The sequence below is a fragment of the Arhodomonas sp. KWT2 genome (assembly GCF_041949875.1).
GTDB lineage: Bacteria > Pseudomonadota > Gammaproteobacteria > Nitrococcales > Nitrococcaceae > Arhodomonas > Arhodomonas aquaeolei.
In genome coordinates this window covers 1-12,508 of record NZ_JBHFPQ010000042.1, presented here as the reverse complement: position 1 = coordinate 12,508, position 12,508 = coordinate 1, and the positions used below count along the sequence as shown (strand labels likewise).

The window sequence follows — 12,508 nt, the reverse complement described above, 5'->3', positions numbered from 1 at the left end:
GAACATCGAGCAAATGAAGCGCATGGCCATCGCCGCGCTCAGGCGCATCCAGAAACTCCCGCGGCTGGTGCGCTCATTCTTCCAACAGCCCGAATGTCAGTACGCCAAAGCATGACTTTACTTTTTTAAAGGTTAGTAGTTCGGGTAGGTCGTGCGCCGCAGGCGTGCCACATTCCGGACCGGTCCCGGCAGCGTCGCACACGGCCTGCGGCCGTGCACGACCTACCTGCTGGAGGTGCCAGTCGGAGCCTCTCCGCCAGGAGGCCCGGGTGAACAACCCCGTGTGTTGATCCTGCTCCAGGGTAGAGGATGGCAGTTCGGTAGGTCGTGCGCCGCAGGCGTGCGACATTCCGGACCGGTCCCGGCAGCGTCGCACACGGCCTGCGGCCGTGCACGACCTACCTGCTGGAGGTGCGAGCCGGAGCCTCTCCGCCAGGAGGGCCGGGTGAACAACCTCGTATATTGATCCTGGTCCCGAGGAGAGGATGGCGGTTCGGGTAGGTCGTGCGCCGCAGGCGTGCGACATTCCGGGCCGGTCCCGGCAGCGTCGCACACGGCCTGCGGCCGTGCACGACCTACCTGCTGGAGGTGCGAGCCGGACCCACTCCGCCAGGAGGCCCGGGTGAACAACCCCGTGTGTTGATCCTGCTCCCGGGTAGAGGATGGCAGTTTGGGTAGGTCGTGCGCCGCAGGCGTGCGACATTCCGGGCCGGTCCCGGCGGCGTCGCACACGGCAGGCGGCCGTGCACGACCTACCTGCTGGAGGTACGAGCCGGACCGCTCCGCCAGGCGGGCCGGGTGACCAACCTCGTACATTGATCCTGGTCCCGAGGAGAGGATGGCAGTTCGGGTAGGTCGTGCGCCGCAGGCGTGCGACATTCCGGACCGGTCCCGGCGGCGTCGCACACGGCCTGCGGCCGTGCGCGACCTACCTGCTGGAGGTGCGAGCCGGACCCACTCCGCCAAGAGGGCCGGGGGACCAACCTCGTTGTTGATCCTGCTCCAGGGCAGAGAATGGCAGTTCGGGTAGGTCGTGCGCCTCAGGCGTGCGATATTCCGGGCCGGCCCCGGCAGCGTCGCACACGGCCTGCGGCCGTGCACGACCTACCTGCTGGAGGTGCGAGTCGGAGCCTCTCCGCCAGGAGGGCCGGGTGACCAACCTCGTATATTGATCCTGGTCCCGAGGAGAGGATGGCAGTTCGGGTAGGTCGTGCGCCGCAGGCGTGCGATATTCCGGACCGGCCCCGGCAGCGTCGCACACGGCCTGCGGCCGTGCACGACCTACCTGCTGGAGGTGCGAGCCGGAGCCACTTCGCCAGCAGGCCCGGGTGAACAACCTCGTTGTTGATCCTGCTCCAGGGCAGAGAATGGCAGTTCGGGTAGGTCGTGCGCCGCAGGCGTGCGACATTCCGGGCCGGTCCCGGCAGCGTCGCACACGGCGGGCGTCGCACACGACCTGCCCACCCGGGTGCCTCGTCCGCGACGATGTCTCGGACGACCGCTGGCTTGCCCGGGCCTGTTGCTGCGGACCGGCGTTGCGGCCGGTGACCCCACCGAGCGCCCGGTGTCGGGCGAGGTCTCGCCTGGGCGGGGGGCAGGCCATCGTTTGATGCCGTGAATAAGAATGATTAACATCATCAATTCGCTTGCGATCCAGTTGGTTGCCCACCGGTCTGGATTGTGCCTCTCCCACCCACCCAAGGAACTAACCAATAATGACTGCCTTACCCAAGCGACAGGCGCTCCTGCTTGCGCCGGCCGTGTGTGGCCTCGTTTTGCCCGGCGTTGCCTTCGCCGACTCGTCCGGGGAGGCCGGGGCGGGTCCCGAGCTGGCCCCGGTCGTTATCTCCGCCACCCGTAACAAGAGCGTGGAAGGCCAGACGCCGCAGAAGGTCACCGTCATCACGCGCGAGCAGATCGAGCAGCAGCTGGCGATCACGACCGATCCGGGCCAGGTCCTCAGCAACCTGATCCCCTCCTATTCGCCCAGCCGGCAGAAGCTCTCGAATGCCGGCGAGACCTTCCGGGGCCGTTCGGCGCTGTTTATGATCGACGGCGTGCCCCAGTCGAACCCGCTGCGGGACAGCTCCCGCGACAGCTACACCATCGACCTGGACATGGTCGATCGCATCGAGGTGATCCACGGCGCCAGCGCCGAGCACGGGCTGGGCGCGACCGGGGGCATCATCAACTTCGTGACGAAGCGCCCGTCCGGTGGCGCGTTCGACCAGTCCGCGAGCGTCCAGGCGACCTCCGACGACGATTTCGAATCGGACGGGCTGGGCTACAAGACGCACTACCAGGCCAGCGGCCAGAGCGGCTCGTGGGACTTCCTCGCCGGTGCGACCCTCCAGGAGCGGGGGGTCTTCTACGACGGCAACGACGAGCGTGTTGGTGTGGCCTATCCGGGCGAGGTGCAGAACTCGAGCAGCTACGATCTTATGGCCAAGGTGGGCTACTGGATCGACGACCAGCAGAACGTCGAGTTCACGGTCAACCGCTTCGAGCTCGAGGGCAACGGCGACTACGTCCCGGTCGTGGGCGATCGGGACGCCGGCATCCCGACCACCGCGGAGAAGGGGAATCCCGACGGGGATCCGGGCTACAACAAGGTCACGACCGCCAGCCTCTCCTATTCCCACGGCAACTGGCTGGGCAACAAGCTGGACGCCAAGCTCTACAGCCAGACGTTCCGGGCGCAGTTCGCGACCACGCCGTACTTCCCCTACGACGACGGCAGCGGCAACACCCTCTACGACCAGACCCGCAACGAGTCGGACAAGCTCGGCGGCAAGTTCACCCTGGTCCGGGACGGGCTGTTCGACGACCGGCTCACGCTGACCACCGGCGTCGACGTGCTGCAGGACAAGACCAGGCAGGTCCTGGCCCACACGGGGCGCACGTACGTGCCGGAGTCGACCTTCCGCAACTACGCCGGCTTCGTGCAGGGCGATCTGGTCGTCACCGACAGACTGAGCCTGCACGGCGGGACGCGTTACGAGTACGCGAAGCTGGACGTCGATACCTACAATACGATCGACCGGAGCAACGTGACCCAGGACAACGTCACGGTCGGCGGGGGCACCCCGGACTTCGACGAGACCCTGTTCAACGTCGGCCTGGTGTACGACGTGACGAACTGGATGCAGTTCTACGGCAACTATTCGGAAGGCTTCGGCATGCCGGACGTGGGCCGGGTCCTGCGCGGCATCGGTGACCCGGGCCAGGACGTCGACTCCCTGCTCACGCTGCAGCCCATCGTCACCGACAACCAGGAGGTGGGGCTGCGCTTCGACTGGGACCGCGCGAGCCTGGACGTCAGCTACTACGAATCCAATTCGGACTACGGTGAGCGCCTGACTGAGGAGAACGGCACCTGGGTGGGCAGCCGTGAGAAGACCGAGATCCAGGGCGTCGAGGTCTCCGGGTCCCTGGACGTCACCGACGCCCACCGCGTGACCCTGAGCTATACCCACGCGGAAGGGGAGTCGGACACCGACGGCGACGGCGATGTCGACACCGAGCTCACCGGCATCAATATCGCGCCGGACACCGTGCGCCTGGGCTGGAACGGTGCCTGGACGCCGGACCTGAGCACCCGCGTGCAGCTCACGCACTACCGGGACCGCAACACCGAGAACCCGGGGCTGGACTTCGACGGCTACACCCTGATGGATGCCTCCGTGGCCTACCGGCTGCCGGTGGGCCGTCTCAGCCTGGGCATAGAGAACCTGACCGACAAGGACTACTTCACCTACTATTCCCAGGCCGCCCGCGCGAGCGACGAGTACTACTTCAAGGGCCGTGGGCGCACGGTCACCCTGGGGTACGCCGTCGACTTCTGACCGGCGCGCGAGCGCACGGCCTGCCCGGGTCTGCCGGGCAGGCCGTTGCGGCACCGGCGTGGCTAACGTCTGAGCCGGTGGAGCTGGTAGACGAAGAACGGCGCGCCGATTCCCGCCACGAAGATCCCCGCCGGCAAATCCCTCGGCAGGAAGCCGATACGCCCCACCAGGTCCGCGTAGAGCAGGATCAGCCCGCCGACCATCGCCGCGACCGCTGTCAGCGCCGTGCTGCCCGAGCGCACCAGGTTGCGCGCGATATGCGGCGCGACGAGGCCGATGAAGCTCAGACCGCCGGCGAAGGCCACGGCGGTCCCCGAGAGGACGACGCCGCAGAGCAGCAGGATCAGCCGGCTGGTGTGCAGCGCGCTGCCCAGCCCGGTCGCCACGTCGTCGCCCATCGCCATGACGTCCAGGTGCCGCGCGCGGCCGAGCGCCAGGGGCAGGCATACGGCCAGCCACGGCAGCAGCCCCGCCACATCCCCCCACTGGGCCGCGTAGAGGCTGCCCGCCAGCCACAGGTAGGCGTTCATGGCGGTGGTGTCCGGGCTCATCACCAGCATCAGCGTGATTAGCGCCCCGAGGGCCGAGGCGATGCCGACGCCCACCAGGATCAGCTGGCCCGGCGAGGCGCGCCTGCCCCAGGCCAGCACCAGGATGCACACGGCGACGAGAAAGGCCCCGGCGATGGCCGCGGCGGGCAGCAGGGGGCTGCCCCGGCCGGCCACGCCCAGGACGAGCATGAGCACGGCCCCGGCGGAGGCGCCAGTGGTCACGCCGATCACGTCCGGCGAGGCCAGCGGGTTGCGCACCAGCCCCTGGAACAGCAGACCGGCGGCCCCCAGCGCCGCGCCGACCAGGATCGCCAGCAGGATTCGCGGCAGCCGGATCTCGCGCACGATCAGGGACAGCTCGCCGTCGCCCGGGCCGATGAGTGCGTGCCACACCGCCGCGGCGTCCGTGGGGTGGGAGCCCAGGCACAGGGAGGCGAAGGCGCTGGCCGTCAGCAGGGCGAGCAGGCCCCCGACGACCGCGACCGTCCTCAGGGGCAGCCGCAGCGCCAGTCGCTCGCCGGGGGAGCGCAGCACCAGCGTCCGGTTCATAGCGCGCCCCGTTTGCGGCTCGCGAGGTAGAGGAACAGCGGCGTGCCCAGCAGCGCGGTCATCACCCCGACGGGGATCTCCTGGGGCGGGATGACCACCCGGGCGAGGGTGTCGGCAATCAGCAGCAGGGCCGCGCCCAGCAGCGTGCAGGCCGGGAGCAGCCAGCGGTGATCGCGGCCGAACAGGCCGCGGGCCAGGTGCGGCACGATCAGCCCGATAAAGCCGATCATCCCGCTCAGGGCGACGGAGGCCCCGGACAGCGTGATGACCACCGCCCCGACCGCGAGCCGGACCCGCCCGGTACGCTGGCCCAGCGCGCGCACGACCTCGTCGTCCAGGGCGAGGACGTTGAGCTGCCGGACCAGCAGCAGGCAGAGAAGCCCGGCGACCAGGAAGAACGGCAGCAGCGGCGTCACCGTCGCCAGTTCACGGGCGGATACCGAGCCGGCCAGCCAGAACAGGAGGCTGCCGAAACGCTGCTGGTCGATGACCAGCAGGCCCTGGGCGAAGGACACGCACAGGGCGCTCACGGCCACGCCGGCCAGCACCGTGCGCAGGGGGGAAACGCCGGCGCCGGGCTGGCGGCCCAGCAGGTAGACCAGGGCCGCGGCCGCCGCCGCCCCGAGAAAGGCGGCCCAGACCAGTGTCAGCGGCGTCGCCGCGCCGAGCGCGGCGGCGCTCACGACGACGAACAGCATGGCGCCGGCGTTGATGCCGAGGATGCTCGGGGAGGCGAGGGGGTTGCGGGTTAGCGTCTGCATCAGTGCCCCGGACACCGCCAGGCTCGCCCCCACCAGCATCGCGAGGATCGCCCGCGGCAGGCGCTCGGCGCCGACGACAAGATGGCCGGTCGAGGTGGGGTCGTAGGCAAACAGCGCGTCGATCACCACACCCGGCGGGGTATCGAACGGGCCCACCGCCAGACTGCCGGCGAAGCCGGCGATCACCAGGACGAACGCCACGAGCAGGCCCGCCAGCCTGGCGGTGCGGGAGCTCAGCACGACGCGCAGTCCGGGTCGGCCCCGAGTGGGGACAGGCCGTAGTGGGCGTAGAGCGCGTCGAGCATGCGGTTGGCGGCCAGATAGCCCCCGCCCATGTTCCAGATCACCGGGTCGACCCGGAACACCGCCTGATTCCTCGTGGCCTTGAGCTGCTGCCAGAGCGGGTGTCGGGTCCACTTGCGGTAGGTGTCCATGACGGCCGGGTCCGAGGCGACCATGAACACGAAGATTGCCTCCGCATCCATGGCGGGAATGCTCTCCTGGCTCGTCAGCTTGATGCCCCAGCCGGCGTGCTGCTGCGCGGCGGGGCGGCGAAAGCCCAGCTCGTCGAGGACGGTGCGGGCGAAGCCGCCGTAATAGATCCGGGCGTGATTGCTGCGGAAGCTGACCACGGAAACGGTGGGCGGCCAGCGCTCGCCCAGGCGCCGCGCCATCTTCGTGCGGAAGTCCGTCACCCGCCGCCGCCAGTGCTGCAGCAGCCGCGCTGCCCGGGCCTCGCGGCCGGTGGCCCGGGCCATCAGCCGGAGCAGCGCCTTGAAGTCGTAGAGCTCCTCGGCGATGACGGTGGGCGCGATACGCGAGAGCAGGGGGGCGATCAGGGTGTGGCGGTTGCGGGCCCCGACGATCAGGTCGGGATGGAGCAGGGCGATGCCCTCCAGGTCCGGCTGGGTTTCCAGGCCGAGGTAGCGGACGTCCGTCAGCTTCGCCCGGAGATAGTGATACATCGGCCGCTCGATCCAGGACTCCACGACACCGACCGGCGCCAGCCCCAGGGCGACGGCGGTGTCCGTCGCGCCCTGGAACAGGGTCACGACACGTTCCGTGGGCGCCGCCGGTGCCCGCGGCGTGTCAGCCGGCGTCCGCGCGCCCGCCAGCAGCGGCAACGCCATGACGAGCATGACTAGCGCGCGCACGGCGGCGCCGGCGGGACGGCCGTTGGAGAAGCGATCAGGGTGGCTGGGCCGCATGGGTGAGGTCGGGGATGTATCGCAAATTGAAAATGAGAATGAAAAATAATAACATCCCCGTCCTCGTGATCGCGAGCCGATTTCCCCCTCACTCTGACCAGACGCCCCTATGGCACCATCGCGGAAGTCCGACGCCACACACCGCCTCGAGGGCCGGGCACTGGAAGTCGCCTACGGCGACCAGCCGATCCTGCACGGCGTGGATTTCCGGGTGGAGGACGGCCGCGTCACCGTCCTGCTGGGGCCCAACGGCAGCGGCAAGTCGACACTGCTCAAGACGCTGGCCCGCACGCTCTCCCCCCGCGCCGGGCAGGTGGTGCTGGATGGCCACCTGATCCACCGGCAGTCGACCCGGATGGTCGCCCGCAAGCTCGGCATGCTGCCGCAGAGCGCCACGGCGCCGGAGGGGCTCACCGCCCGCGAGCTGGTGGCGCTGGGGCGCTTTCCCTACCAGACACTCTGGCGGCAGTGGACACGCGGTGACGAGGCGGCCGTGGACGGGGCCATGGAGACGGCCGGCGTCACCGCGCTGGCGGACCGGCCCGTCGACGAGCTCTCCGGCGGCCAGCGCCAGCGCTGCTGGATCGCCATGGTGCTGGCGCAGGGCACGGACCTGATCCTGCTGGACGAGCCGACCACCTTCCTGGACCTCAAGGTCCAGGTGGACCTGCTGGAGCTGCTGGTCAAGCTCGCCCACGACCACGGCCGGACACTGCTGATGGTGCTCCATGACCTCAACCTGGCGGCCACCTACGCCGATACCCTCGTCATGCTGAAAGCGGGGCGCATCGAGCACTGCGGCACACCGGGAGAGGTCTTCACGGCCGCCCGGCTGAAACAGGTGTTCGACCTGGATAGCCGCATCATCCACGACGCCGAGAGCGGTCGGCCGATCTGCGTCCCCAGGGCGGCCGGTCCGGGCCGTCCCGGGGCGTTGTAGGGCGACCGCGTGGCCGCGACCGAACGCGTATTCTGCGCCGTCCAGGGCCGGGCGGCGGGGGACCCGATAGCGGGCACGGGGAAACATGCCCACCGCAATCTCCTGATCAGCTGGCCCATCGGCAAATGGACGCGCAGCCTGCGGCGTGCCAGCGACATGAGCGAGGCCGTCCTCGATCGTGTCGAGGCGGTGTTCGCCACGGGGCGGCGGGTCAACCTGATCCATCGCCGCCAGCAGTCGGCGGAGCGTCACCGCATCTACCTGATGCCGGAAAACCTCGCGGTGGACGTCGACCGGGAGCGCCTCCCGGACTTCCTGGACGCGCTGCTGGGCGACGCCCCGCTCGAACCATGGGGCGCCGTCACCGCCCCGAGCCCCCTGATCCTGTGCTGTACGCACAGCAAGAAGGACAAATGCTGCGCCAAGTTCGGCAGCGCGGCCTATCGCCTGCTGGCCGACGCCGCCGCGGCGTCCGGGCATGCCTTCGAGGTCTGGCAGAGCTCCCACCTCGGGGGCTGCCGCCTGGCGGCCACCGCCATGGTGTTCCCCTCCACCCGCAAATACGGCCGCATCGGCGAGGCGGATATCCTGCCGTTATTCGAGGCGGAGCGGTGCGATCGCCCCTATCCCCCCTGTTACCGCGGCAATTCGGCCCTGACCCCGCTGGAGCAGTGTGCGGAGGTGGCCGCCCTGAACTGGCTTGCCCGGCGGGATATCCACGCCCGCGTTGAAACCGCGTGTGCCGACCCGGAGACCGAGGGTGAGGGGGCCGCGACCGTGCGGGTGCGCTGGCGCAGTGCGCGTGCGCAGGGCCAGGTCGCCGTAACCTGCGTGACAGGCACGGTGAGCCGCTTCGACACCTGCGCCGACATCGGTCCGGACGGCCCAACAGCGAGCGCCGTATGGCTGGCACGGCACATCGAACCCGTCGCGGGCTGACCGGGTTTCCCGCCAGGTTGGCCCGGCGGATTGCGTCATACACGGTGCCGGCGCCCGAGCCGGAGGGGCCGAACGGCGGCTTCCCGGCCCGGTTCGAAGCGGAGGTTCCCCGGCTTCATCCATGGGCGTTGCGCGACGTACCGGGTTAATCACTGGATGGGTAACGCTGAGCCGGTTTTCGACTCGACGACAGCCGGGGCGTTCGTGAAGGCGCTTGCCACCGCCGTCGTTCTGGTGCCTTATCTGTTCGTTTCCAGGCGGGGCGGGGTGACCCTCGTAAGGGAGGCTGACAGGCAGGCGTCGCCGAGCGCTGTGAGCGCGGAGTGAATTTATCATCGGGCCCCGAATAGCGAGGCAGGCAGGCTATGGAAGAGTATCGGTTTCGGCTGGCTCGTGAAGACGACCTTTCGTCTCTCGTCGGTATGCTCGCCGACGACGATCTGGGCAGGACTCGCGAGTCGCCGGGCTCACCGCTCGATGGTGGCTATCGCGCCGCCTTTGAATCGATTCAGGTCGATCCGAACAACGAGCTCGTGGTCTGCGAATCGGGCGACGAGCTGCTCGGTATGCTGCAGATCACCTACATCCCCTACCTGACGTATGTCGGGAGCTGGCGCGCCCTGATCGAGGGCGTCCGCGTGTCCGCCTCGCACCGGGGGCAGGGGATTGGTCGCAGGCTTTTCGAGTGGGCCATCGATCGGGCCAGGGAGAAAGGCTGTGTGATCGTGCAGCTCACGAGCGACAAAAAGCGGCCGGACGCCATTCGTTTCTACGAACGCTTGGGCTTCAGAGCCTCGCATGAAGGCATGAAGCTCTGGTTCGACTGAGCCCGTCCGCGGTACCGCCGTGAACCGCACGGTGCCTGTTGCAACGGTCCGGTGCGTTGAGCCACCAGAGGGAACAGCATGGCTCGAAGACCCTGTGAGCATCGTTCAGGCCTGCAGCACAAACCATCCGCCGGCGCGAGCAGAGCGCTGTCCGTGCCGCGGCGGCAGGCCGGTTTCATCCGGTGAGACACGGCCATCCCGCATATATCCCTCACGCCGCAATGTCCGTGAATAGCCCCGTCCGCATTACGTTATCCGGCCGTCACGTCTCCGGCGCGCGTATTGGCGCCCTGTCGGGGCAAGCAGGGAAGACCACGCTTGATGTCCTTATCCCCAGACTTGTGAAGGGACTCGTCAATGGCTTTTGACGATATCGAGCGCAAACGGATCGAGCGCGCCCAGGCACGCGACATCGAGAAGGTGCCGCGATAAGCAAATCGGCCTAGAGCACGGCGGCCAGCGGGCTCTTAACCGCCCGGCCGCCGCGCTCGACGACGTGGGTGTAGATCTGCGTGGTGCGCACGTCCGTGTGTCCGAGCTGTTCCTGGACCGTGCGGATATCCGCACCGCGCTCGAGCAGATGGGTAGCAAAGGAATGCCTGAGGGTATGGCAGCTCGCCGGCTTGACGATGCCAGCCGCGCGAACCGCCCGGCGGACCGCCTTCTGAACGGCACTTTCATCCGCGTGGTGCCGGCGGCGGGCGAGGCTGCGCGGATCCTGGCTGATCCGCTCCGCCGGAAAGACGTACTGCCAACCCCACTCCCAGGGCGCCTTCGGGTACTTGCTCGCCAGCGCATGCGGTAGATACACGGAGGCACAGCCCGCCCGAATATCCTGCTCGAAGAGGTTCCGCCGCCACTGCAGATGCCGCTGAAGTGGCTGGATCAATTCATCGGACAACGTAACGATGCGGTCTTTTCCACCTTTGCCGTCCCTTACGAAAATCGCGCGGTGCGCGAAGTCCAGATCCTTCACGCGCAGCCGAACACTCTCCATGAGTCGTAGCCCCGAACCGTATTGCAGACACGCGATGAGCCAGTGAACGCCGGATAGCCCACGAAGCACCCGGCCAACCTCATCCGGTGTGAGGACAACCGGTAATTTGCGAGACGGCTTCGCCCTCACGAGATCGCCGATCTCACCGAGCGGTTGTTCGAGCACCTTGTCGTAAAGAAACACCAGGGCATTGAGCGCCTGATTCTGCGTCGCCGCGGCTACACTTCCAGTGGTTGCCAGGTCGGTGAGAAATGCCGCGACTTCCGCCGCGCCCATATCTTGCGGGTGGCGCTTGTCATGGTACAGGATGAACCGACGGATCCAGCCCAGGTACGCCTCTTCCGTGCGAATACTGTAGTGGCGCACCCGGATCGCGGCACGCACACGATCGAGAAAGGGAGAGCTCTTCCGTGACATTCTGTCGCCCCTCCATGGACTACTGTATATATGTACAGTATCCGGCCGACCAGTGGCGCGCAAGCGCGCATTGCGGCAAGTGTCCGCCTATCACGCTGCCCACGCGCCGCATGCGGCGGCTGGTGGATGCCGGAGCGCCCGGCTGGCGCCGCTCTGCAGCCATCCCGCACAGACAGCGAAGGGGCCTGGCACATGCGGATTATGCGGACAAAGTCCGTGTTATAACGCGGACGACGTCCGCCTATTAGCTGTTATGCCCTTGAGGCACCTGTTGGAATAGCGCGACTTGGCGAGTAATGAGGGGGTCATGAGCTACCTGGATGAATTCATAGAATCCATGCGTTTCGCCGCAGACCTGAGCGGCGCTGGCACCGTGGCGGCCCATGACTTTGAGGCGTTAAGGAACTATTACCGTGATGCTGCTAACAATCAAAATCTCGCAAAGTTTGTGCAAGGCCCTTTTCTGCAGCTCGCGAAGCAATTCATATCAAATACGCCATATAACGTCGCGGACCAATGCCATAGCGTAAGCCAGCAATTCTTTGACCGATGCCATGATATTGGTATCGCGGAGAATTGCGGTCTTGCCATAACGGTGGGAAATATTGAATTCAAAGGAAGAGAAGTCTATCCGACTTCGAGAGAACATGTCGCAAGCACGTTGGAGACGGGATTTTCGCCGGACAGCCCGCTCGACCTGCATGTGTGGATAACAACGGTCAATATGTTCGTGCTTGATTTGACCGTAATTCCAACCTTGTTGAGCAAGGGGCTGGCCCGCCCTAAGGACTTTAAGGGGAAAGAGGTCCTGGTGGCGAAGCATGGCATCAAGAAGTCGTTGCGATACCGACCAATACTTCATGATGACCGGTTTATGTACAAGGTAGACCGGATCGCGGGATTTGCATAACCATTGCATACAGGCGACCGCCTGTGGCGGCGCCTGATGCAAACGTTATGTCCCTTAAGGAAAGGAGGCGCAATGATTGATGTCTCATTCGAAATAAACGGCAAGAAAGTCAATCCGGACAAAATTGGCGATGCATTGGAGGCTGCGGCCCTAAAGAGCATTTCCGAGCAAATAAAGGACAAGCTACGCGGCGTGAAATGCCCGGAGCACGGAGAATCGCCAAAGGTAAAAGTGCAAGGACGTAACCTAGACAACTTAAGCTTCGAGGTCTCTGGATGTTGCGACGCACTCATTGAACGGGTGAAGGAAAAGCTTTCATAAAACATAACAACAGCTTCGAGTGCGACCTCGGAAAGCGCTGGTGACCTTGCCCGGCTGAATTGGACACGTTCACGCGGCCAGTTTCCCGAAGGCGGCCGGTGATTGAAAGCCCAGCGCCGAATGCAGCCGACGCTGATTGTAGAACTGGAGGTAGTCATCGACATGGCTAATCAACGCGGACACGGATTGTTGTAGGTGGAACTCGGTGACGTCGGACTCGGCCTTCAGCGTGCCGAAAAACGA

The 12,508-nt window shown here is 66.6% G+C and carries 11 protein-coding genes; 6 read left to right on the top strand and 5 right to left on the bottom strand.

The annotated features are described in order from the left end of the window. Window positions 1-1,715 precede the first annotated feature (1,715 nt). Entirely contained in the window at window positions 1,716-3,845 is a 2,130-nt protein-coding gene (locus tag ACEZHJ_RS09335; RefSeq protein WP_163140510.1) for a TonB-dependent receptor, read from the top strand. Between the two features lie 62 nt (window positions 3,846-3,907). Here the strand turns inward: ACEZHJ_RS09335 and ACEZHJ_RS09330 are convergent, their stop codons facing one another. From ACEZHJ_RS09330 to ACEZHJ_RS09320, 3 genes are read right to left on the bottom strand one after another with little or no spacing between them, the layout of a single operon-like run. After that, window positions 3,908-4,945, bottom strand: coding sequence for an iron chelate uptake ABC transporter family permease subunit (locus tag ACEZHJ_RS09330; protein WP_163140512.1), 1,038 nt, complete (start codon window positions 4,943-4,945; stop codon window positions 3,908-3,910). Continuing rightward, window positions 4,942-5,946: an iron ABC transporter permease gene (locus tag ACEZHJ_RS09325; protein WP_163140514.1), complete on the bottom strand. Its 1,005-nt coding sequence runs from the start codon at window positions 5,944-5,946 to the stop codon at window positions 4,942-4,944. The genes ACEZHJ_RS09330 and ACEZHJ_RS09325 overlap by 4 nt, the downstream gene beginning before the upstream one ends. Further along, the gene (locus tag ACEZHJ_RS09320; protein ID WP_259202691.1) at window positions 5,940-6,914 is read right to left on the bottom strand and encodes an ABC transporter substrate-binding protein; all 975 of its coding nucleotides are present in this window, start codon (window positions 6,912-6,914) and stop codon (window positions 5,940-5,942) included. Before ACEZHJ_RS09320 ends, ACEZHJ_RS09325 begins: the two co-directional genes overlap by 7 nt. 109 nt (window positions 6,915-7,023) lie before the next feature. Here ACEZHJ_RS09320 and ACEZHJ_RS09315 point away from each other — a divergent pair, with 109 nt between their 5' ends. The 3 genes from ACEZHJ_RS09315 to ACEZHJ_RS09305 all read left to right on the top strand — a co-directional run bounded on the left by ACEZHJ_RS09315 (window position 7,024) and on the right by ACEZHJ_RS09305 (window position 9,620). After that, complete coding sequence (locus tag ACEZHJ_RS09315; protein WP_163140516.1) at window positions 7,024-7,854, top strand: ABC transporter ATP-binding protein; 831 nt, start codon at window positions 7,024-7,026, stop codon at window positions 7,852-7,854. 9 nt (window positions 7,855-7,863) lie between these two features. Then, entirely contained in the window at window positions 7,864-8,793 is a 930-nt protein-coding gene (locus ACEZHJ_RS09310; protein WP_163140518.1) for a sucrase ferredoxin, read from the top strand. Between the two features lie 365 nt (window positions 8,794-9,158). Then, window positions 9,159-9,620 carry a GNAT family N-acetyltransferase gene (locus tag ACEZHJ_RS09305; protein WP_163140520.1) on the top strand — a complete coding sequence of 154 codons (462 nt, stop codon included), beginning with the start codon at window positions 9,159-9,161 and terminating at the stop codon, window positions 9,618-9,620. Between the two features lie 442 nt (window positions 9,621-10,062). On the opposite strand, the gene ACEZHJ_RS09300 is transcribed toward ACEZHJ_RS09305, so the two are convergent. Then, window positions 10,063-11,034, bottom strand: a complete 972-nt coding sequence (locus ACEZHJ_RS09300; RefSeq protein WP_163140522.1) for an integron integrase — start codon at window positions 11,032-11,034, stop codon at window positions 10,063-10,065. Between the two features lie 307 nt (window positions 11,035-11,341). On the opposite strand from ACEZHJ_RS09300, the gene ACEZHJ_RS09295 reads away from it, so the two are divergent. Together ACEZHJ_RS09295 and ACEZHJ_RS09290 are read left to right on the top strand one after the other, a co-directional pair. After that, window positions 11,342-11,944, top strand: a complete 603-nt coding sequence (locus ACEZHJ_RS09295; protein WP_163140524.1) for a hypothetical protein — start codon at window positions 11,342-11,344, stop codon at window positions 11,942-11,944. Window positions 11,945-12,016: 72 nt separating this feature from the next. Further along, window positions 12,017-12,265 carry a hypothetical protein gene (locus tag ACEZHJ_RS09290; RefSeq protein WP_163140526.1) on the top strand — a complete coding sequence of 83 codons (249 nt, stop codon included), beginning with the start codon at window positions 12,017-12,019 and terminating at the stop codon, window positions 12,263-12,265. A gap of 69 nt (window positions 12,266-12,334) precedes the next feature. On the opposite strand, the gene ACEZHJ_RS09285 is transcribed toward ACEZHJ_RS09290, so the two are convergent. Further along, the coding region (locus tag ACEZHJ_RS09285; protein ID WP_375036461.1) for an IS3 family transposase at window positions 12,335-12,508 on the bottom strand (174 nt) is incomplete at its 5' end.

Bases quoted from the DNA above. Each gene is read 5' to 3' on its own strand.
- ACEZHJ_RS09320 (WP_259202691.1), bottom strand. From the start codon at position 6,914: ATGCGGCCCAGCCACCCTGATCGCTTCTCCAACGGCCGTCCCGCCGGC.
- ACEZHJ_RS09300 (WP_163140522.1), bottom strand. From the start codon at position 11,034: ATGTCACGGAAGAGCTCTCCCTTTCTCGATCGTGTGCGTGCCGCGATC.
- ACEZHJ_RS09305 (WP_163140520.1), top strand. From the start codon at position 9,159: ATGGAAGAGTATCGGTTTCGGCTGGCTCGTGAAGACGACCTTTCGTCT.
- ACEZHJ_RS09335 (WP_163140510.1), top strand. From the start codon at position 1,716: ATGACTGCCTTACCCAAGCGACAGGCGCTCCTGCTTGCGCCGGCCGTG.
- ACEZHJ_RS09295 (WP_163140524.1), top strand. From the start codon at position 11,342: ATGAGCTACCTGGATGAATTCATAGAATCCATGCGTTTCGCCGCAGAC.
- ACEZHJ_RS09290 (WP_163140526.1), top strand. From the start codon at position 12,017: ATGATTGATGTCTCATTCGAAATAAACGGCAAGAAAGTCAATCCGGAC.
- ACEZHJ_RS09330 (WP_163140512.1), bottom strand. From the start codon at position 4,945: ATGAACCGGACGCTGGTGCTGCGCTCCCCCGGCGAGCGACTGGCGCTG.
- ACEZHJ_RS09315 (WP_163140516.1), top strand. From the start codon at position 7,024: ATGGCACCATCGCGGAAGTCCGACGCCACACACCGCCTCGAGGGCCGG.